Source organism: Aquabacterium parvum (assembly GCF_001447195.1).
In the GTDB taxonomy this organism is placed as follows: Bacteria; Pseudomonadota; Gammaproteobacteria; order Burkholderiales; family Burkholderiaceae_C; genus Aquabacterium; species Aquabacterium parvum.
Window position 1 is genome coordinate 1 of sequence record NZ_LFRI01000514.1, and the last position, 20,249, is coordinate 20,249.

17 protein-coding genes are annotated in these 20,249 nt (G+C 66.2%); 12 read left to right on the forward strand and 5 right to left on the reverse strand.

Annotated features, from left to right (window positions below; translation table 11 throughout):
• Positions 1 to 93 precede the first annotated feature (93 nt).
• From ABG80_RS22150 to ABG80_RS18460, 4 genes are all read right to left on the reverse strand, one after another.
• Complete coding sequence (locus tag ABG80_RS22150) at positions 94 to 438, reverse strand: hypothetical protein (RefSeq protein ID WP_152987745.1); 345 nt, start codon at positions 436 to 438, stop codon at positions 94 to 96.
• A gap of 245 nt (positions 439 to 683) precedes the next feature.
• The gene (locus ABG80_RS22155) at positions 684 to 1,118 is read right to left on the reverse strand and encodes a hypothetical protein (RefSeq protein WP_152987746.1); all 435 of its coding nucleotides are present in this window, start codon (positions 1,116 to 1,118) and stop codon (positions 684 to 686) included.
• Between the two features lie 355 nt (positions 1,119 to 1,473).
• Positions 1,474 to 2,349, reverse strand: coding sequence for a ferritin family protein (locus tag ABG80_RS18455; protein ID WP_058089058.1), 876 nt, complete (start codon positions 2,347 to 2,349; stop codon positions 1,474 to 1,476).
• Between the two features lie 135 nt (positions 2,350 to 2,484).
• Positions 2,485 to 3,513, reverse strand: coding sequence for a MerR family transcriptional regulator (locus tag ABG80_RS18460; protein WP_083506264.1), 1,029 nt, complete (start codon positions 3,511 to 3,513; stop codon positions 2,485 to 2,487).
• Positions 3,514 to 3,684: 171 nt separating this feature from the next.
• On the opposite strand from ABG80_RS18460, the gene ABG80_RS18465 reads away from it, so the two are divergent.
• From ABG80_RS18465 to ABG80_RS18505, 9 genes are all read left to right on the forward strand, one after another.
• On the forward strand, positions 3,685 to 4,260 hold the full coding sequence (locus ABG80_RS18465) for a glutathione peroxidase (protein WP_058089047.1): 576 nt from the start codon (positions 3,685 to 3,687) through the stop codon (positions 4,258 to 4,260).
• Between the two features lie 20 nt (positions 4,261 to 4,280).
• Positions 4,281 to 5,657: an NAD(P)/FAD-dependent oxidoreductase gene (locus tag ABG80_RS18470; RefSeq protein ID WP_058089048.1), complete on the forward strand. Its 1,377-nt coding sequence runs from the start codon at positions 4,281 to 4,283 to the stop codon at positions 5,655 to 5,657.
• Entirely contained in the window at positions 5,654 to 6,481 is an 828-nt protein-coding gene (locus tag ABG80_RS18475; protein WP_083506265.1) for a DUF1365 domain-containing protein, read from the forward strand. The genes ABG80_RS18470 and ABG80_RS18475 overlap by 4 nt, the downstream gene beginning before the upstream one ends.
• A complete protein-coding gene (locus tag ABG80_RS18480) occupies positions 6,478 to 7,743 on the forward strand; it encodes an SAM-dependent methyltransferase (RefSeq protein WP_058089049.1) in 1,266 nt (421 codons plus the stop codon). The genes ABG80_RS18475 and ABG80_RS18480 overlap by 4 nt, the downstream gene beginning before the upstream one ends.
• A gap of 5 nt (positions 7,744 to 7,748) precedes the next feature.
• Positions 7,749 to 9,011 (forward strand): MFS transporter, encoded by a 1,263-nt coding sequence (locus ABG80_RS18485; protein WP_058089050.1) that lies wholly within the window; start codon positions 7,749 to 7,751, stop codon positions 9,009 to 9,011.
• A gap of 63 nt (positions 9,012 to 9,074) precedes the next feature.
• A complete protein-coding gene (locus tag ABG80_RS18490; protein WP_058089051.1) occupies positions 9,075 to 9,635 on the forward strand; it encodes a DUF3833 domain-containing protein in 561 nt (186 codons plus the stop codon).
• Between the two features lie 184 nt (positions 9,636 to 9,819).
• Positions 9,820 to 10,098 carry a BTH_I0359 family protein gene (locus ABG80_RS18495; protein ID WP_058089052.1) on the forward strand — a complete coding sequence of 93 codons (279 nt, stop codon included), beginning with the start codon at positions 9,820 to 9,822 and terminating at the stop codon, positions 10,096 to 10,098.
• A gap of 132 nt (positions 10,099 to 10,230) precedes the next feature.
• A complete protein-coding gene (locus tag ABG80_RS18500) occupies positions 10,231 to 12,411 on the forward strand; it encodes a putative bifunctional diguanylate cyclase/phosphodiesterase (protein WP_058089053.1) in 2,181 nt (726 codons plus the stop codon).
• A gap of 113 nt (positions 12,412 to 12,524) precedes the next feature.
• The gene (locus ABG80_RS18505; protein ID WP_058089054.1) at positions 12,525 to 14,069 is read left to right on the forward strand and encodes a putative bifunctional diguanylate cyclase/phosphodiesterase; all 1,545 of its coding nucleotides are present in this window, start codon (positions 12,525 to 12,527) and stop codon (positions 14,067 to 14,069) included.
• A gap of 18 nt (positions 14,070 to 14,087) precedes the next feature.
• Here the strand turns inward: ABG80_RS18505 and ABG80_RS18510 are convergent, their stop codons facing one another.
• The gene (locus ABG80_RS18510) at positions 14,088 to 14,969 is read right to left on the reverse strand and encodes an ion transporter (protein WP_058089055.1); all 882 of its coding nucleotides are present in this window, start codon (positions 14,967 to 14,969) and stop codon (positions 14,088 to 14,090) included.
• Between the two features lie 148 nt (positions 14,970 to 15,117).
• On the opposite strand from ABG80_RS18510, the gene ABG80_RS18515 reads away from it, so the two are divergent.
• The 3 genes from ABG80_RS18515 to ABG80_RS18525 form a co-directional block, all read left to right on the forward strand.
• Complete coding sequence (locus ABG80_RS18515) at positions 15,118 to 18,225, forward strand: type VI secretion system Vgr family protein (RefSeq protein ID WP_058089056.1); 3,108 nt, start codon at positions 15,118 to 15,120, stop codon at positions 18,223 to 18,225.
• Positions 18,222 to 19,661, forward strand: coding sequence for a hypothetical protein (locus ABG80_RS18520; protein ID WP_058089057.1), 1,440 nt, complete (start codon positions 18,222 to 18,224; stop codon positions 19,659 to 19,661). The genes ABG80_RS18515 and ABG80_RS18520 overlap by 4 nt, the downstream gene beginning before the upstream one ends.
• Positions 19,662 to 19,681: 20 nt before the next feature.
• Positions 19,682 to 20,249 (forward strand): PoNe immunity protein domain-containing protein (locus ABG80_RS18525; RefSeq protein ID WP_160322604.1); only part of this gene is annotated, 568 nt, incomplete at its 3' end.

Sequence of the window (20,249 nt, forward strand, 5' to 3'; positions counted from 1 at the left end):
CGCCCGCAAGGGCCTGAAGGGCCTTTTTGCGCCCGCCTTGTGGCTGGCCATGTGGGGCATGTGGGTCCGAGCAAGCCTTGAACGCAGCCACGATCATGCACTCAAGGGCTCAAATTGAATTTTGCAAGGCCGACTCTTTATATTGAAGATCCGCATCTTCCCTTCGACTGCTACGTCCAGGATGTCTGCTGCCTGATTGGTGTAAAAGTAGACTGATATTCCCTGAGTAGGGACGCCTCCTCCTCCGATGTAGCGGTATTCATTTGTTGACCATATTAGGTTGTCTGCACCGGTTTGGGTTAGAGTCAGCTCGATTGCGATATCGCCTGTGGTGTCATATATTAGTGGTGCTGAGAATTTTTTTGTTGATGTCGCGGCATGTGCTGTTGTGGATAAGGTTGCCACTACTGCGAGAGAGATGACTGACTTGCTGATCATGAGTGCTCCTGGTTAGATGTTGAATTTCGAGACTAGCATTTTGTTTTGGATGGAGCAAGTCTCTTGAATCGGTCGTCAGATGATGTGAGGGGATGAGGGGTGAATTTGTGAGGCGTTGGTTGCCGGGTTTTTCTTGATTGTGCTTTGCACCCATCTTTGGGTATTCTGAATGTTGGCTCGTTGGTTTCTGTTTTTGGGTTGTATACCAATGGCGGGTTTTAAGGACGCTAGTGATATTCACTTGCTCACGGCGGCGAACTGAAGCAAGGTAGCGAGTCCAAACCTTGCGCGATCGGGATACTCGCACGCGTCACTCGGTCGTTCTTCCAGAAGCGGCTTCCTCGCCAAGAACTGGACCTGCTGTTGGCCGAGCTGCAATCAACCGAGGCGATCACCATCACCGAGAACCCAAGCCCCAGCACCCACGCGCCAGTCTTTTCCGGACACGATCCGAGTAATTTCAGACAAGCGCCGAGCTCCAGCACCCGCTCACGCCCCACCGAGGTGCATTCACCGAGCTCTGAGCTCGGCCAGCCGAGCAAAAAGCCCCGCGCCCCGAGCAAAACACTCGGCGCGCCGCCTTCAGACCTCCGCGCGCCACCCAAATGACTCGGCGCACCACCCAAAAAGCTCGGCAAGCCACCCAAAACCCATCGCAGGCCAGGCAGCGCCTCGATCAAGCCACCCAACCTGCGCAGGAGCAAAACCGTTGCACGCCACTAGCGAGGCGAAAAGGGGCGGCGGCGGTGTGCGGGCGGGCGCCTGGGTGGTGCCGAGGAGCGCAGCGGCGAGGTGGGCGCGCGCAGCGCGCTTCGTGATCTGACTGGCCTGAGTTGTTTGAGCGGAGCGCCCACAGGGCGCGCAGCGAGTTCGAAGGCCCCACCTCGCTGTGAGCACCGCAGGGAAGTCCTGCCAAAGGCAGGACCACCACCCTGAAGCCCGACCGCACATCGCCGCCGCCCCCGCCTCGCGCTCTCACGCCAAGGCGCTAAAACCCGCTGCACGCGGCGGCCATCAACCACCGCAGAGGCCGACTCAAGCCCCGACCGTCTTCACCTCGGCCGCCGCACCGGCACTGGCTTCCACCGACCGCATCATCTCCTTGCGGAACCGGTTCAGCTCCTGAACGCTCGCAAAGCTGCGCCCCATGAGCGAGCCCAGGTTGTGCAAGATGCGTTCAACCACCTTGCCCTCCCACACCGCATCGAACTGGATCTGCCGATCCAGCCAGTGCTCCAGCCACTCCGGGTTCGGCAGCCGCGACTGGATCGTGTCCCGCGGAAACAGCTTCTCGTTCACGTGCAGGTTCGTCGGGTGCAGCGCCTGCGCCGTGCGCCGCGCACTCGCCATCAGCACGCCCACCTTCGCGAACGCCGCACGCGCCTCGTCGCCAAAGCGGTTCAGCGCACGCTTCATGTAACGCAGGTAAGCGCCGCCATGGCGGGCCTCGTCGCGCGCCAGGGTCTCGTAAATCGCCTTGATCACCGGCTCGGTGTGCCACTCCGCCGCGCGGCGGTACCAGTGGTGCAGCCGGATCTCGCCGCAAAAGTGCAGCATCAGGGTCTCGAGCGCGGGCGCCGGGTCGAAGTCGAAGCGCACCTCGTGCAGCTCGGCCTCGGTCGGCAGCAGGTCGGGGCGGAAGCGCCGCAGGTACTCCATCATCACCAGCGAGTGCTTCTGCTCTTCAAAGAACCACACGCTCATGAAAGCCGAGAAGTCGCTGTCGTCGCGGTTGTCACGCAGGAACATTTCCGTGGCGGGCAGGGCGGCCCATTCGGTGATGGCGTTCATCTTGATCGTCTGGGCCTGCTCGTCGCTCAACTGGCTGGCATCGAACTGGTCCCAGGGGATGTCCTTGTCCATGTTCCAGCGGGCGGCTTCGAGTTGCTTGAACAGTTCGGGATACAGCATGACCTTCTCCATGGGCGCGGCAGCGCGCGAACGGTGAGGCCGCCCACGGCGGCCGGCTGACGTTTCACGACAGGCTATACGCATTTGTGACCGAATTGGATGTCAGGCGCTTTGCAGCGACGTGACAGTCCGCAGTCAGGGGGGGCTGGCCTGGGCGCCTTGGCTGCTCTGGCCGAGGTGCCAGGCCTGGATGGCGCGCTGCAGGTCGGGGAGGTCGTCCAGAACCAGCACACCGGCTGGCGCTCGGCGCGCCAGCAATGGGTTGCGCCCCCCCGCCCAGATCGCCACGCGGGGGGGCAGTCGGTCGCGGAACGCGGGCAGGGCGTCCTGCACCAAGTGGGCCGGGGCCGAAGCGGAAAAGCTCAGGGCCACGACGTCGGCCCGGTGGTTCTCGCAGGCGTCGATCAGGTCGGCCGTCGGGGTTTGGGCGCCCAGGTTGATCACCTGTGCGCCCTGCAGCGCCAACCAGCCCTCGACCATCAGCAAGCCAAGTGCGTGGGGCTCTCCGGGGAAGGTGCTCAGCAGCACGCGGGGGGCCTGGGACGGGTCGGTGGGGGGCAGCGCGTGGATGGCCGCGTGCAGGCTTTGCTGAAGGCACTGGCTGACCCAGTGCTCTTGCGGCACTTGGAAGCGGCCGCGCAACCAGCCCTCGCCCATGGCCTTGAGCAGCGGTGCGCAGACCTCGGAGATGAAGCGGGCCAGCCCCAGGGTGGGCACGGCCTGGGCCAGCAGGCGCTTGAACCCCGCGACGTCGTGGGCGTCCACGCGCGCCAGGGCGTCATCGACCCAGTCGCCGGGTGCGGAGGGGTCGGTGTAGCTGGGCCGCGGCGAGGGCGTCGCGGGTGTGGGCGCTGCAGGGGCGCCTGCCTGGCGCTGGCGGCCGGTGCGCGTGGGTTGCCCCTGCGCGTCGGCGCTGCGATCGGCGAGGGTCTGCAGGTCCTCGGGCGGCAGGCCGACGACCCGCCCGGGCCGATGGCCCACGTCCAGCAGCCGCTTGATCAGGCGAAGGCGCTCGACCTGCTCCATGGGGTAGCAGCGCTCGCCCTGGGCGTCTCGCACGGGCGAGGGGAAGCCGTAGCGCTTTTCCCAGATGCGCAGGGTGTCCTTGCTCAGGCCGGTGTCGCGCTCAACGGCGGCGATGGACATCATCAAGGAGCGGGGCATGGCGGCTGGTGCATCCAAAAAGTGGGTGGCTGCGTAAGAGATCAGGAGCGGGTTTGTCCAGGCTTGTTCAGGGTTTCGTGCCTATTTGACGTGGACAAAGCGTTGTACAACAAGATCCGTCCAGCTAATATAGAACAAACATCCTGTTTTGACCAAGACAAAAGGGCTGACATGACGAATCGAATTTTTCGCGCCACGCTGGTGGCTTGTGGCCTCGCCGGCGCCCTGCTCGGTGGGGCGGCCCACGCCGCTGGCGAAGCACCTGCCTGCCCGCCGCTGCTGAACAAGACCTTTGCGCGCCTGCAGGACGAAAAACCCCAGTCGCTGTGCCAGTACAGCGGCAAGGTGCTGCTGGTGGTCAACACCGCCAGCTACTGCGGCTTCACCGACCAGTACAAAGGCCTCGAAGCCCTGCACGCCAAGTACAAGGACCGTGGCCTGGTCGTGCTGGGCTTTCCGTCGAACGATTTTGGCAACCAGGAGCCCGGGGACAGCAAGCAGATCGCCGAATTTTGCAGCAACACCTATGGCGTGAAGTTCCCGATGTTCGCCAAGACCAGCGTGCGGGGCGACAACGCCAACCCCCTGTTCGCCGAGCTGAGCAAGGCCTCGGGCACGCGTCCGAAGTGGAACTTCTACAAGTACCTGGTGGGGCGCAATGGCCAGGTCATCGACAGCTACAGCAGCATGACCTCGCCCGATGACCGCGACCTGGTGCGCGACATCGAAAAGGCCCTGGCCCCTTGACCCAGCAGCGGAGTCCGACCATGCAACGCATCGCCATCGTGGGGGCCGGCATCACCGGGCTCGGGGCCGCCCATCACCTGGTGCGCGCCCCGGGTGCGCGTCACGTCACCTTGTTCGAGGCGGGCGCGCACTTTGGCGGGCACGCCAACACGGTGGACGTGACCTTGCCCGATGCGCAAGGCCGGCCGGTCAAGCATGGGGTGGACACCGGTTTCCTGGTCTTCAATGAGCGCACCTACCCGCAGCTCATCGGGCTGTTCGAGCAACTGGGCGTGCCCACGGCCAAGTCGGACATGTCCTTCTCGGTGCAGGTGCCACGTGACGCGACCGGCTTGTCCGGTTTGCGACCCGGCCTGGAGTGGTGCGGCTCTTCGCTGGACACCGTGTTCGCGCAGCGGCGCAACCTGGTGTCGCCGGCCTTCTGGCGCATGCTCGGCGAGATCCTGCGCTTCAACCGCCTGACCACGGCCATGGCCCAGCGTGGCGATGAGCGTGAACTCAAGCAGCCCATCGGCGACTTCCTGGCCGACCAGGGCTTTGGTGCGGCCTTCCAGGAAGGCTACCTGCTGCCGATGGTTGCCTGCATCTGGTCCTGCCCGGTGCAGCAGATGATGCGCTTCCCGATGGCCACGCTGATCCGCTTTTGCCACAACCACGGCCTGCTGCAGGTGGCCAACCGGCCGCAGTGGTACACGGTGTCGGGTGGCTCGCGCGAGTACGTGCGCCGCATCGTCGAGCAGCTGCCCGATGCCCGCCTGCATTGCCCCGTCGAGCGCGTGATGCCGTTGGGCGAAGCCGGTCAGGCCGGGGTGATGGTGCACAGCGCCCGTGGGGCCGAGCGGTTTGACGCCGTCATCTTCGCCTGCCACCCGGACCAGGCCCTGCGCCTGCTGGGCGAGGGTGCCTTGCAAAACGAGCGCGCCGTGCTGGGCGCCATCCGCTACCACCCCAACCGCGCGGTGCTGCACACCGACACCGGCCAGTTGCCGCGCAACCCGAAAGCCTGGGCCGCCTGGAACTACGAGCGCGCCAGCGAGGTCAGCCAGGAAGATCGCCACGTCTGCCTGCACTACCTCATCAACCGGCTGCAGCCCCTGCCATGGCAACAACCGGTGGTCGTGTCGCTCAACCCCTTGCGTGAGCCCGATGCCAGCCGGGTGCTGGCCGAGATCGACTACGACCACCCGGTGTTCGACCAGGCCGCCATCGACGCGCAGCAGGCCCTGCCTGGGCTGCAGGGGCGTCGGCGGCTGTGGTTCGCCGGAGCCTGGGCTGGCTACGGGTTCCACGAAGACGGCCTCAAGTCGGGGCTGCTGGCGGCGCAGGGCGTGCTCGATCGTCTCGCGAGCGGCGCCCCCGTTCAAGGCACGGTGCCGACGTCGGAGCTGGCCGCATGAACACGGCCAGGCCGCTGATTGGCTTCGGGCAGGTGCGGCACACCCGCCTGCGCCCCAAGCACCACGCCTTCAGCTACGGCGGCTGGTTCTGGCTGCTGCCCATGCGTGCGCTGGCGAGCCAGCCGGTGGCGGCCGTGCGGCGCAACGCGCGCGGCTGGCTGAGCTTTCACGATGCCGACCACGGTGAGGGCGGCGCGGACTCGCTGGCCTGGCTCGATGCTTTGCTCCAGCGCGGCGGTTGCTGGGCCGATGACTTGCCCCAAGGCGAGGTCTGGCTTCAAACCTACCCGCGTGTGCTCGGTTTCGCTTTCAAGCCCGTGAGCTTCTGGTACGTGCACCGAGCCGATGGTGCGCTGCACGCCGTGGTGGCCGAGGTCAACAACACCTTTGGCGAGCGGCACTGCTACCTCCTCGGTGGCGAGCAACTGGGCTGGGGCCGCGAGGTGCGTGCCGACAAGGTGTTCCACGTCTCGCCGTTTTGTCGCGTCGAAGGCCGATACCGCTTTCGATTCATGCGCAACGCCGACCGCCTGGTGGCGCGTGTGGACCACGATGACGCCGACGGCCCGCTGATCCAGACCGCCATCAGCGGCGAGCTGGTTGAACTTGACCAGCGCAGCGTGAACCGGGCCATCCGTGGTTGGCCCTTGATGACTTTCGGCGTGCTCGCCCGCATCCACTGGCAGGCCTTGCAGCTGTGGCTCAAGCGCGTGCCCTTTTTCTCCAAACCGCCTGCGCCCAGCGCCGCGCCAGGTCTGGCTTATTCGGCGCAGGCCGCCTCACCCGTCACCGCCCCCTCCGACACAGGAAACCCTTCGCCATGAACCGCATGACCTCTGCTTCGTCGCTGTCCCGGGATGAAGGCCTGAGCCTGCCTGCCACCGCCCCCGCGTCTGCCCGTGCGGTGCTGGGTTTGCTCAAGCGGATCCGCGTGGGCTGGTTGGACCTGCAGTTGCCCGATGGCAGCACCGCACGCTTTGGTCAGGCCAGCTCGGACGACCCGCACGTGCCGCGCGCCGGCTTGCGCCTGCACGACTGGTCGGTGTGTTCGGCGGTGCTCAAGTCGGGCGACATCGGCTTTGCCGAGGGCTACATCGATGGGCACTGGAGCACGCCCGACCTGACGGCCTTGCTCAAGCTGATGATCGCCAACCGCGACCTGATCGAAGGCGCGATCTATGGCTCGTGGTGGGGGCGCCTGGCCTACCGCATCCGCCACCTGCTCAACCGCAACTCCAAGGCCAACAGCCGCAAGAACATCCAGGCCCATTACGACCTGGGCAACGAGTTCTACCGCCTGTGGCTGGACCGCACCATGAGCTACTCCAGCGCCTGGTTCGAGGGCGACCACACGCGCCCGATGGTCGACGCGCAGCGTGCCAAGGTCAAACGTGCGCTGAACGAAGCGGGCGTGCTGGCCGATGGCCAACAGCGTCGCGTGCTGGAGATCGGTTGCGGCTGGGGTGGCCTGGCCGAGATCGCGGCCTCTGAACATGGCGCGCACATCACCGGCGTCACGCTCTCGACCGAGCAGCTGGCATGGGCCCGCGACCGCATGGCCCGTGCTGGCTTGTCCGAGCGCGCCGACCTGCGCCTGCAGGACTACCGCGACATCCGTGACGAGCCTTTCGACGCCATCGTCTCCATCGAGATGTTCGAGGCCGTGGGCCGGGAGTACTGGCCCAGCTACTTCGAGACCCTGAACCGCTGCCTCCAGCCGGGTGGCCAGGCCTGCCTGCAGACCATCACCATCCACGACGACCTGTTCGATCGTTACGTGAAGTCGACGGACTTCATCCAGCAGTACATCTTCCCCGGCGGCCTGCTGCCTTGTGACCGCGCCTTCCGCGAAGCCGCTCGCGAGGCAGGCCTGGAGGTGGTCAACGCCCTGGCTTTCGGCCCTGATTACGCGGAGACCCTGCGCCGCTGGCGAGTCGACTTCCATGCCCACCTGGAAAAGGTCCAGCGCCTGGGCTTTGACGCGCGCTTCCAGCGCATCTGGGAGTTCTACCTCGCCTACTGCGAAGCCGCGTTCGACATGGGCAACACCAACGTCGTTCAGTACACCCTGCGCAAGCCGGTCTGAAAGCCATGCTGACGCATTCGGCCAGCGCACGCTACGGCTTGCTGGGCTTGCCCCTGGCCTTTGTGGCCATGCCGCTTTACGTGGTGCTGCCCCAGCACCATGCCCAGGCTTATGGCCTGCCCTTGGCCGCGCTGGGGGCCGTGCTGCTGTTCACCAGGGTGGCCGATGCCTTCATCGACCCCTTGCTCGGGCGCTGGGCCGATCGTTGGCTGGCGCAACCTCAGAGGGCTTTGATGGCCGCCTTGCTGGCGGTGCTCACGCTGGCGCTGGGCTTCGTGCTGCTGTTTCACCCGCCGGTCAGGCAGACCGTGCCCTTGCTGGCCTGGTGCGCCGTCACGCTCATCTTCACCTTCCTGGCCTACAGCCTGACCAGCGTGTTGCACCTGGCCTGGGGCACGCGGCTGGGCGGCGACGTGGCGCAGCGCAGCCGGCTGGTGGCTTGGCGAGAGGGCTTCGGGCTTTTCGGGGTGCTGTTGGCCAATGTGCTGGCCACGCAGGCGGGCATGGGCTGGACGAGTGCCGTGCTGACCGTGGGCCTGCTGGCCGGCGTGTGGGCCCTGAGCAAGGGCCCCAGGCCGGCGCCAGTGACGAGGGCCGCGAGCGATCAGGCATCCCACGCGCAGGCCGCCACGCCGCTGTCCCAGCCTTGGCAGGGCGCCGGCTTTCGCCGACTCATGGCCCTGTTCCTGGTCAACGGCGTGGCCAGCGCCATCCCGGCGACGCTGGTGCTGTTCTTCATCCAGGACCGGCTGCGCGCGATGGACGGTGCGCCCCTGTTCCTGGGTCTGTACTTTTTGATGGCCGCACTCGGCGTGCCGCTGTGGGTGCGCCTGATCGGGCGCATCGGCCCCATGCGCGCCTGGGCGCTGGGCATGCTGCTGAGCGTGCTCAGTTTTGTCAGCGTGCTGGGCCTGGGCGAAGGCGATCGCGTGGGCTACCTCCTCATCTGCCTGGCGGGTGGCTTTGCCCTGGGGGCTGACCTCACCGCGCCGGGCACGCTGTTGACCGGGGTGGTGCAACGCGCCGGTCACACCGCTCAAACCGAGGGTGCTTACGCAGGCTGGTGGCAATGGGCCACCAAGCTCAACCTCGCGCTGGCGGCAGGCCTGGCCTTGCCCGCTTTGCAAGCCCTGGGCTACACCCCGGGCACCCAGGACCCCGCTGGCCTGAGCGCGCTGAGCTGGGTCTACGGCGGCTTGCCATGCCTGTTCAAGTTGCTGGCCTTGCTGGCCTGCTGGCGCTGGCGTCATCACCCGGCGCTGGCCTGATCCGCCATCCCTGATCCCTGACGTGGCCCACCACCATTCAGGACACCTCCTCTGGAGTTCGACATGACCCCATCCAAGCCCTTCATCCAGCGCCGCACGGCCCTCGGCGCCATCGTGCTGACCTTGGCCCTCGGCTTGTCGGCCTGCGGCTCCGCCCCCAAGCCGACCGACTACCAGGCCGAGCAGCCCGCCATGGACTTCCGCAGCTACTTCTCCGGCCCCGTGCAGGCGCACGGCATGTTCACCGACAGGTCGGGGCGCGTCGTCAAGCGCTTCACGGTCGAGATGCAGGGCCGCTGGAGCGGCGACAGCGGCGTGCTGGAAGAAGATTTCACCTACAGCAATGGCGAGAAGGAGCGCCGCGTCTGGCAACTCAAGGACCTGGGGGGCGGGCGCTTCGAGGGCCGGGCGGCCGACATCGTGGGCGTCGCCGTGGGCGAACAATCGGGCAACGCCATCCGCTTCAGCTACACCATGCGCGTGCCCGTCGATGGCAAGCCCATCGAGTTCCAGTTCGACGACTGGATGTACCGAGTGGACGGCCAGGTCGTGCTCAACCGCGCTGCCATGAGCAAGTTCGGCATCCACCTGGGCGACGTCACGCTGAGCTTCCGCAAGCCCTGACTCCGCAGTGATCCGCCCGCGTGTTCGCGGGGGATCGCGTGCATTCCGACACGTCAGGCCTTGAGCTGGGCTGCATCGCCCTCAAGTCGGGGGATGACGAGGCCGAAGGAGCCGTCATGATGGAAATGGCCAGTCGGCCAAAGCCATGACGGAAGTCGGTCTCAAGGACCCTGGAGTGTCGTCCATGCACATGCTTTACAACTCGGACAGCTACGCGGTGGTGCAGATCGAACTGGCCGCCGATGAGCACGGCCCGGTTCGCCACAGCGCTGCCTTGACCCGTGGTGGCTACGAGATCGTCGACAAGTTCGCCCGCAAGGAAATTTTCATCGAAGGCGCCCTGGCCGAGACCTTCAAGGAAGGTGTCGAGGCCCTGATCGAGTCGTCTCCCAGCATCGAAGAGTTCGATGCCTACCTCGAGCGCTACGCCGGCATGGCGCAGCAGCCCGTGGTGATGCACTGAGGCATTTCACCGGGTGGCATCCGTGAAGCATTGACGCTCCACCGCCGCTGACCACCCCGGGCGCTCAAGCCCACGCGCGCACCCGCCGATATCCCGATCACACCTCGGTGTGTGAACGAATCGGGAGCACGCATGTCTTCAACCTTCATGGCAGCAAGCTGGAGCGGCTCGGCCCTCGCGCCGGCCTGGTTGCTTGCCGTGTACGCCATCTCGCTGCAAGGCATGGTGATCCGCCGAGTGCGGGCCAATGACCGAGAAGCCGGCCTGGCCTGGATCCTGGGCGGCGCGCTCGTCGTGGGCACGGGCATCTGGGCGGCGAGCTTTCTGAGCCTGGTGGCGATGCAGTTGCCCATCAAGGTGGGCTATGTGCGCGACGTCGTGCTGGCGTCCTGGTTGCCTGCCATCGTCATCGCCGCCGCCGCCATCTGGATGCAGACCCACCGTGACCTGCGCTGGCGAACGCGCTTGCTGGGTGCCGTGCTGGTTGCCGTGGGCGTGCAGATGCTGGTGTTCGTCAACGCCTCGTCCATCATGCTGCAGCCGGCCATGATCTGGGACGCCAAGGCGTCGGGCGCCGCCTTCCTGCTGGTCTTGCTCGGGTGCTCGCTGGGTGCTCTGTTGATGCAGGCCGAACTCGACCGAGATCACCACCAGACCCGCCACCTGGCCATCGCCGTGATGGTGGGCTCGGTCATCTGGGCTGGCCTGGTCCTGCAGGTCAGCGCGGTCGGTATCCCCTTGGCGGCCATCTGCCTGAGCGAGGGGCAGCTCTCCGGTGACTCGCTGGAGTTCGTGCTCACCGCCACCGTGCTCATCCTGCTCGTGATGGCGCACATCGGCACCTTGCAGGACGCGCGCAACCTGGCCCGAAACCAGGCGCTGTCCGACTCCCTCAAGGCCGCGCAGTCCGCGCTGGAAGAGGCCTCCTTGCGTGACTCGGCCACCGGGCTGCCCAACCGCACGGGCTTCGAGCAGCAGGTGCGCCAGCTCATCCACGAGGCCACCGACCAGGTGCTCAACCTGAGCGTGATGCGGCTGAACATCGACGGCTTTCATGCCTTCACGGGCACCTATGGACACAGCGTTGGCGATGGCCTGATCCAGACGCTGTCGCTCAGGCTGCAGGGCCTCATTCGCGAAGGCGACGTGCTGGCGCGCTCCGACACCGACGAGTTCTTGATCGCTTGCCGTGGGCTGAACGACGAACACGTCACCGCCGTGCTGGCCCAGCGCCTGCAAGACGCCGTGCACGAGCCTTTCCTGGTGCAGGACCAGGAGATCACGGTCAACTGCTCCATTGGCGTGGCCCGTTACCCCGACAGCGCCACGGCCGAGCAGCTGATGTCGCACTCCAATGACGCCATGCTCACCGCCCGCCGCGCAGGTGGTGGCGTGTACTGCTTCTTCGAGCGTGGCATGGACCGCGTGGGCGCAGCCCAGGTCGAGATGCAGCGCGACCTGCGCCACGCCGTGGCCCGCAACGAGCTGACGCTGCACTTCCAACCCAAGTTGCGCGCCACCACGGGCGAGCTGGCTGGCGTCGAGGCCCTGCTGCGCTGGCACCACCCGACGCGCGGCATGGTCAGTCCCGCCGAGTTCATCCCTGTGGCGGAGCGCTTCGGCCTGATCGGTGAGCTGGGCCAGTGGGTCATCGACGAGGCCTGCCGCCACCTGCGCGTGTGGCACGACCTGGGCCTGGACATCCCGGTGGCGGTGAACCTGTCGGTGCACCAGCTGCGTCAGCCCGACCTGGAGCAACGCGTGCGCGAGGCCTTGCGGCGCCACCGCGTGCCTGCGCGCATGCTGCTCATGGAGATCACCGAATCGGTGGCCATGGAAGACATCGAGGCCTCACTGCGGGTCTTCGACATGCTCGATCAGATTGGCGTGCGCCTGTCCATCGACGACTTCGGCACCGGCTACTCGTCGCTGAGCTACTTGCGCCGCCTGCCCGCGCGCCAGCTCAAGATCGACCGCAGCTTCGTGCGCGACCTCGACAGCAGCCTCGACGCGCAAGCCATCGTCGAAGCCGTGGTGCGCCTGGCGCACGCGCTGGGCCTGAAGGTGGTGGCCGAAGGTGTCGAGACGCAGGACCAGGCCGACATCCTGGCCCAGCTGCATTGCGACGAGCTGCAAGGCTTCCTGTTTGCCAGGCCGATGTCCGAGCCCACGCTGATGAAGTGGCTGGGCCAGCGAGGGGCGCCCGCGCCGCTGGCGTCCAACGCCGTGCCGCTGGACACCCACGAGGAGTCGGATCGCGAGGCCAGTGACATCGCCACCGCCTGGTCCGAGCTGGAGGCCAGCCGCCCATGATGGGCGTGGCGCAGGAGGTTTGGTGGCTGGTGGGCGCGGCCCTCATCGGCGCCATGCTGGGTGCCTAGGCCAACCGCCTGCTGAGCGCTCGCTGGCGCAACAAGGCTTCGCTGGTGCCTGAAGCAGCCTTGCCGACCAAGGTGGCCCTGGATGCCGGGCCATCGAGCACCGACCCACGCGAGCCTGCGCACGACGACCTCACCGATTTGTTCGAAGACCATGACGTGCCCGGCGCAGGCCCAGGCGAGCTGACCCCGCCTCCTCGTTCGGCCATGTCCGACCCGCTCACCGGCCTGGCCAGCCGCCTGATGCTGGAAGACCAGCTGGCGTCCGCCGCCTTGCGCGCCGAAGCCCGCCAGCGCCGCCTGGCCCTGCTCTACATCGACCTCGACGGTTTCAAGGCCATCAACGACTCCTGTGGCTACCGCGCCGGTGACGGCCTGCTGCGCGAAGTCGCCATCCGCCTGCTCACCATCGCACGCTCGACCGACACCATCGCCCGCGTCGGCGCCGACGAGTTCCTGATGCTCATGGACGGCGACCCCGACAGCGCCGCGGCCACCCTCGTGGCCGATCGCGTGCGACAGGCCCTGCAGCGGCCCTACCAACTGCCTGGTCGCGAGGTGCGCCTGTCGTGCTCCATCGGCATCGTGCTGTACCCCGACCACGGCTCGCGCGCCCGCCTGATCGCCCGAGCCGATGCCGCCATGCTCGCCGCCAAGCGTGCCGGCGGCAACATGCACTGCTTCTTCGACCCGGACATGGAGCACGACGCGCAGGACGTCATCGACCTGCAGCGCGACCTTCGCCGCGCCATCGAAACCCGCACCGGCCTGGAACTGCACTACCAGCCCAAGGTCGACGGCCGCACCGGCCACGTCACCGGTGCAGAGGCCCTGCTGCGCTGGCACCATCCTGACCGGGGCATGGTCAGCCCTGGCGTGTTCGTGCCCATTGCCGAGCGCTTCGGACTGATCGGCAGCCTGGGCCAATGGGTCACCGACGAAGCCTGCCGGCAGATGCACATCTGGCAGGACCTGGGCGTGAACATGCGCGTGGCCATCAACCTCTCGGTGCACCAGTTGCGCCAGAGCGACCTCGCCGAGCGCATCCAGGAATCGCTGCGCCGCCATGCCGTGGTCCCTGACCACCTGACCTTCGAGATCACCGAGTCGGCCGCCATGGAGGACCCGCAGGCCTCGCTGCGCCTGTTCGAGCGGCTCGCGCACGTGGGTGTTCACCTGTCCATCGACGACTTCGGCACGGGCTACTCCTCGCTGAGCTACCTCAGCAAGTTGCCGGCCTCGCAGCTCAAGATCGACCGTTGCTTCGTGCAGGACGTCGACCGCGATGTCGACGCCCGCGCCATCGTGTGCGCCGTCATCAAGCTCTCGCACGCGCTGGGGCTCACCGTGGTGGCCGAAGGCGTTGAAACCCAGGCCCAGCTCGACATCCTGCGGCGCCTGGGCTGCGACGAATTGCAAGGCTTCCTGTTCGCCCGCCCGATGCCTGCTCGCCACCTGCAGGCCTGGTTGCAAGGCCATGACGCCGTCGTCGACCGAGAGGGCTTTGCCGACAGCGACTTCCAGGCGGGTGACCCCGAGCCGGTCTCACCGGTTCGCAAAAGGCACTCTGCCTCGGATCCGCCGACCGCCTGAGACGCCGGGCAGCTGCCTTCAATCGCGCTGGTATTCAGGCAGCGCGTGACCACAATGCATGCAGTAGCGCGCCGTCGCGCTGTGGCCTTCGGTCAGGCAGTTCTGGCAGGTGCGCGTGGTCGGCTCGGGCATGCGGCCGCGCTGCAGCGCCATCTCGGTGGTGACGATGCCAGTGGGCACCGCCAGCACACCCCAGCCCAGCATCATCATCATCGACGAGATCAGCCGCCCCAGGTCCGTCTTGGGCGTGATGTCGCCAAAGCCCACCGTGGTCATCGTCGTGATGGCCCAGTACATCGACGTGGGGATGCTGGTGAAGCCGTTGGCCGGCCCCTCGACCACGTACATGACCGTGGCCATCAGCAGCGCCACCAGCAACACGAAAGACAGGAACACCAGGATCTTGCGCTTGCTCGCCACGAGGGCCTGCCCCAGCATCGTGTACTCGGCCACATAGCCCGTGAGCTTGAGCACGCGGAACATGCGCAGCAGACGCAGCACCCGCACGTCGATCAGCACGTGCAGGCCGGGCACGAACAGCGCCAGCCAGGTGGGCAAGGTGGACAGCAGGTCGATGACACCAAAAAAGCTGCGCGCATAGACCCAAGGTTTTTGCACGCACACCAGCCGCAGAACGTACTCGACGGTGAACAAGGCGGTGAACACCCATTCGGCCACGCCGAAGAAGTCGCCAAAGGCCGCGTGCATGGCGGGCATGCTGTCGAGCACCACCATCACCACGCTGGCCACGATGGTCAGCAGCAGGGCCTGGTCGAACCAGCGACCCGCCCGGGTGTCGGCCTCGAAGATGATGGTGTAGAGCGTCAGCCGCCAGCCGCTCAGGGGCTTGCCCAACTGTTGATCGGGGTGGCTGGCAGCTCGTGCGGCGGGTGGGTTCACGGGTTCAGGCGGTGGGGCGGGTTACGACTTCTTGCAACTTTCCCCCAGCAGGGGGGCGGGGGCTCGCCGGTCCCAGTGGGCCATCACGGCGATGATGCGAGGCTGCCCCAAAGAGGGCAGGTCAAAAGCATACATCTCAGGTGGAGTCATGAATTCACTGGCGACGAGCCTCCTGGCTGCCGTCCAGCTCAGCCAGGCCACGCGCCTGCTGCAGCTCGACACGGCGCTGCCCGCCGCAACCTTGCTCGTCGAGCGTGCCACGCTCACCGAGTCCTTGCACGCGGCCGAGCCCTTGCGGGCTGAAATCGACTGCGTCAGCACCGAAGCGGGCCTGCCGCTCAAATCGCTCATGGGCACCCGCGTGGCGCTGCGCCTGCTGCAAGCCGATGGCAGCTGGCGCACCTGGCAGGGCTGGGTGGCCGCGGTGGCACAACTGGGCAGCGACGGCGGCCTGGGCCGCTACCGCCTGAGCGTGCGCGACGGCAGCTGCTGGCTGGCCCAGCGCCGAGACGCCCGCATCTTCCAGGACCTCACCACGGCCGACATCGTCTCGCAGGTGCTGCAGGCCTGGCCGCAACTGCCCTTCCGGCTGGAGCTGGCCGAGCCAGGGCCCTTGCGCGCCATCACCACCCAGTACCGAGAGACCGACTGGGCTTTTGCCTGCCGCCTCATGGCCGCCGAGGGCTGGAGCTGGCGCCTGGACCACGAAGCCACGCCCGAGCAAGGCCCGCAACTCGTCATCTTCGACCAGGCTGCCGAGCGCCCCGACCTGGGGGGCCTGCGCTTTGGTCAGCCTGGCCGCCACGGCGCGGCTGGCACGCTGGTGGGGCAGCTGGCCGGCAACCTGTTTGGCAGCTTCGCGCAAGACACGATCACCGAGTGGGCCACCTCACAAGCCATCGGCCCCAACGCCGTCACCCTGGCCGCGTGGGATGAGCGCCAGCTCGCGGGCGTGGCAGCACAGGCGCAAGCCAGCGGCCTGCCCGCCGCCGTGCCTGCGCTGGAGCTCTACCAAGGCCACGGCGAGCGCCTGCACGCCCACGGCCGCGTGGCCGACCCCCTGCACGCCAGCCCCGCCGAAGCCGAAGGCGGCACGCAAGACCTGCTCGACGCCTTGGCGCTGCAACAACAAGGCATCGACGCCGCCGGCGCGGTGCGCGCACTGCAACCTGGCATCACCTTCGAGCTGCTTGACCACGACGGCCACGGTGCGGGCGCCGATCGCCGCTTCGCCGCCATCGCCATCACCCACGAGATGGCCAACAACCTGGGCACGCAGGCCGCACAGATCCTGCGCGCCACCGACGTCGAACAAGGCAGCTACCGCAACCGCTTCAGCGCCGCGCCAGCCGCACTGCGCCTGCTGCCCTGGGCTCCGGCCTTCGCCTTGTCCGAGGCCCCGGGCCCCCTGCACGCCCAGGTCATGACCCACGGCGAAGACCCCATCCACGCCGACCGCGACGGGCGCGTGCGCATCCAGTTCGCCTGGCAGCGCGGCGACAACCCCCTGGCCGGCGGGCTCACCGGCCCCAGCACCCCGGCAGGCGCCGCCACCGGCCACGCACCGGGCGACGCCACCAGCGGCACCTGGGTGCGCGTGGCCCAAGGCGTGGCGGGCCCCGACTGGGGTGCGCTGTTCACGCCTCGTCCGGGCTCTGAAGTGCTGGTGGACTTCATCGACGGCGACATCGACCGCCCCATCATCGTGGGCCAGGTGCACAACGGCCCGCACGAGCTGCCCTGGCCCGCGGGCGTGGACGCCGGCGTCAACCACCCCGGCACCATCGCCGGCTGGCACCACCCGCACCTCGACGGCCAAGGCGCCAACCAATGGGTGGTGGACGACGCCACCGGCCAGCTGCGCATGCGCCTGGCCAGCCATTCCAGCGCCACGGGTCACAGCGAACTCACGCTGGGTCACCTGATCCAGCAAAGCGGGCGGGGCGGCTCGGGCGCGGCCCAGCGCGGCGCCTGGCTGGGCGAAGGCTTTTACGGTCACACCGAAGGCTGGGCCGTGGTGCGCGCCGGCGAAGGTCTGCTGCTGAGCACCACGGCGCGTCCCGCACAAGGCGCCAGCGTTGCCCGCACGCAGATGGACGCAGCCGAAGCCGTCGGGCAGCTCAAGGCCGCACAGCAACTGGGCGACACGCTCGCGCAAAGCGCCCGCCAGCAAGGCGCCCACGGCCTGCACAGCCACGAGCCCGGCCAGGCCTGGGCCCAGCACACCGAGGCCATGGACCCGAGCGCGCAAGGCCGCTACGCGGGCGCCGTGGGCGGCCAGGACGCCCGCCAGGCGAGAGCAGGCAGCCGCGACCTGGGTGACCCGGTTGAGCGCTTCGCCAAGCCGCTGCTGCACCTGGACACGCCGACATCGGCCGCCTGGGTGACGCCCGCGAGCATCCACCTTTGGAGTGGGCAAGACCAAAGCATCAGCGCCCAGGGTGACGTGCACCTGACAGCCGCGCACACCTTCAGCAGCGTCAGCGGCCAGACCACCAGCCTGTACACGCACGCAGGCGGCATCCAGGCCATCACCGCCAACGCGGCCTTGAGCGTGCGTGCCCACACCGATGCCCAGCAGGTCTGGTCGGAGCAAGACCTGACGGTGCAGAGCACCACCGACGAGGTGCGCATTCAAGCGTCAAAGAGCATCACGCTCACGGCGGGGCAAAGCCAGATCGTCATCGAGGGCGGCAACATCACCTTCACTTGCCCGGGGACGTGGACGGTGAAGGGGGCGAGTCATGATTGGTTGGGGGGTGGGAGTCAGCCGGCACAGTTGACAGGCATGCCCGTAGGCGCGGCGACAGAAGCGCCGACTTTCATGGAATTGAACCTGCACGATGAATGGCTGATGCCCGTTGGGGGCGCACCCTATCGGGTTGTTTTCGAAGACGGCACCATCAAAGAAGGCGTGCTCGATGCCTCGGGTCATGCTCGGCTCGATGGCGTGCCCAAACTGCCCGCTCAAGTGTTTTATGGTGAGTCGCCGGCCAAGCCGAGCGCTCGCACTGAAATGCCCGCCAATGTGTTCAATGCGAACAGTTCGACAAACGAAGCGGCCATCGCCAACATCGAGCGTTACTTGGGGGAGGCAGATGACTTCTGGCAAAACGAGGCTTCCAGCGAGCAGAGAGAGTTGTTTGCCGAGATGAACAACGGTGATTCCGAAGCGAGCGGCGAAAGCGCCTGGCATTACCTCAGTGAAGCTCAACAGCAGGCATTGAGCCAGAAGTTACAAGGAGGTGCAGCATGAGCGGTGCAGCGGTGGCCGCGCGTGGCGCCTCAGCGGCATCCAAATCGGCCAGTCGATCTGGCTGGCTGGCGTCGTTGAAGGATGACGCCGTCAGCTTTCTCAAAGGCGACAACAATGCGCCGTGGGCGATCCTCGCCGAAAGCGTCATCGGATGCATCCCGGTTTTGGGGCAATTGGTCGATGCACGAGACATCATCAAGGGTTTGATCGAGGTCTCGGCTGCACCCACCAGCCCTGCGGCCTGGTTCAACTTGATCACTGCGTTGATCGGACTGGTTCCAGGTGGTGGCGACGCGGCAAAGCGCTCGATGCGAGCCGTCAAGAGCGGCGCGGTCCACACCGACGAGTTGCTGGACATGATTCGGCGCTTGTACAAGGGGGACCCGGAGAAGCTGCTCAAAGAAGTGCTCGACGTCTCTAAACTACGCAAGCAGTTGGACGCCATCCTGTCCAATCCAAAGTTGCGAGAACACCTGGGGCCAGAATCAAGCAAACGCCTTGATTCGATTCAGCGCAACCTCGGGCAGCAGTTCGATGCATTCAAGAGAGAAATCGACGGCTGGTTGACCAAGGGGCGCAGAACCAGTGCCAACGGGGGCACCGGCACCAAGGCTACGCCTGGTTCGCCTGCGGCCAAACCCAACACCCAAGCCAAGTCAGGTGCTCAGGCAAAGACCAAGCAGGGCGATGGCGCCAGCTCGAACACTCCGAACGCAGCGACACAGCGCACCGCACGGTTCAAGAGCTTGACCCAGAAGGTGTTGGGCGTCTTGGGCGAGCACATGGCTGACTACCATTGCCAGGATGTCAAAGGTTGGGGCCGCAAGGCGCGGCACGACAGCGGCGACAAGAACTCGGCCAAGCTCAATGACAGCGGTCACATGGTGCAACTGTGGCCATGCGTGCCTCGGGGGCGTGGGATCGACGCTGTGTGGTCCACGCCGGGCGGCAAGAAGCCCTATGCCGTCATCGAGGCCAAGGCAAGTTACGACCCTACCAAATCGCTTGGTGCGTTGTTGGGGGAGGCCGGGGACAAAGCCGGTTCGGATGGTTCAAATGGCGGTACTTTGCGGCGCCGCAGTGGCGCCGGTGGCGCCAGCAGCCAGGGCGCTTCAGCCATTCGCCAGACAAACGGAAAAGTGACGCAGATGGGTAAGAGTTGGGTCAACACGAGGCTGCTGAAAGCCACTGGATCAAAGCGTATTGCGAGCGATATCAGCACCAATGGGTACTCAAGGTACGTTCTCTTTTTCTCCATCCCTCACGCGGCTGCGCACGCCGAGGCGCTAATCCTTTGTGCGTCAGGGCATGTGTCGAAGCATGAGAGTCACGCGGCGCACCATCTGACCCGTGAGTGGGGAGATGCCGACATTGACAAAGTGGTTGATAACCGCGCTGGCATGAAGGGCGAGGCCCGCGATCAGCGCAAGCGATGAGACCGAGGACAGGATTCGACATGCAGTTTCATGAAAAAAGGCGGCAGCAGTTCTTGGGTGAAAGGCACTTCATCGAAGACGTGGCTGCGTCCGGCGACGGCATTGAGTACTTTTCGAACAATCCTTCAGGCGTTGGCGATACGTTAGACGAAAAGTGGATGTGGTCGCGCCACACCGTTGCCCACTACGAATTCCAGACATTATGTTTGCGCTACACCGCAGGCGAACCGATAGAGCCCTTGCGCGGCGATCTGGAGAAGGTCGTTGCCGCCTTTGAGCGATATGCAGAGTTGTTGTGGCAACACAAGGCCGACCGAAACGAGCCAACCTTTGACTTCGTCGTGCTGGATGACTACTGCCAGTTGATGCAGCTGATTGGTTTGTGCTTCTTGCTTCATCGCCGCGACCTGCTACCCCGCATCGCCGTGTTGCAGGATGGCGAGAACGGTACTTCCAACGGCGGAGCGGATGTGATTTATGAAGAGTTCATGATCCATGTGTTTGGTGCCGAGAAGCGGTTCGACACGGAGCACGCATGCCAAGTTCGACCATACGAAAGCCTGTTCTATGCGTTGACGGAGGAATCAA

Excerpts from the sequence above, each read along its gene's own strand:
- ABG80_RS18490 (WP_058089051.1), top strand. The coding sequence starts at position 9,075 with ATGACCCCATCCAAGCCCTTCATCCAGCGCCGCACGGCCCTCGGCGCC.
- ABG80_RS18515 (WP_058089056.1), top strand. The coding sequence starts at position 15,118 with ATGAATTCACTGGCGACGAGCCTCCTGGCTGCCGTCCAGCTCAGCCAG.
- ABG80_RS18465 (WP_058089047.1), top strand. The coding sequence starts at position 3,685 with ATGACGAATCGAATTTTTCGCGCCACGCTGGTGGCTTGTGGCCTCGCC.
- ABG80_RS18500 (WP_058089053.1), top strand. The coding sequence starts at position 10,231 with ATGTCTTCAACCTTCATGGCAGCAAGCTGGAGCGGCTCGGCCCTCGCG.
- ABG80_RS18520 (WP_058089057.1), top strand. The coding sequence starts at position 18,222 with ATGAGCGGTGCAGCGGTGGCCGCGCGTGGCGCCTCAGCGGCATCCAAA.
- ABG80_RS18470 (WP_058089048.1), top strand. The coding sequence starts at position 4,281 with ATGCAACGCATCGCCATCGTGGGGGCCGGCATCACCGGGCTCGGGGCC.
- ABG80_RS18460 (WP_083506264.1), bottom strand. The coding sequence starts at position 3,513 with ATGCCCCGCTCCTTGATGATGTCCATCGCCGCCGTTGAGCGCGACACC.
- ABG80_RS18495 (WP_058089052.1), top strand. The coding sequence starts at position 9,820 with ATGCACATGCTTTACAACTCGGACAGCTACGCGGTGGTGCAGATCGAA.
- ABG80_RS18485 (WP_058089050.1), top strand. The coding sequence starts at position 7,749 with ATGCTGACGCATTCGGCCAGCGCACGCTACGGCTTGCTGGGCTTGCCC.
- ABG80_RS18480 (WP_058089049.1), top strand. The coding sequence starts at position 6,478 with ATGAACCGCATGACCTCTGCTTCGTCGCTGTCCCGGGATGAAGGCCTG.
- ABG80_RS22150 (WP_152987745.1), bottom strand. The coding sequence starts at position 438 with ATGATCAGCAAGTCAGTCATCTCTCTCGCAGTAGTGGCAACCTTATCC.
- ABG80_RS18455 (WP_058089058.1), bottom strand. The coding sequence starts at position 2,349 with ATGCTGTATCCCGAACTGTTCAAGCAACTCGAAGCCGCCCGCTGGAAC.
- ABG80_RS18475 (WP_083506265.1), top strand. The coding sequence starts at position 5,654 with ATGAACACGGCCAGGCCGCTGATTGGCTTCGGGCAGGTGCGGCACACC.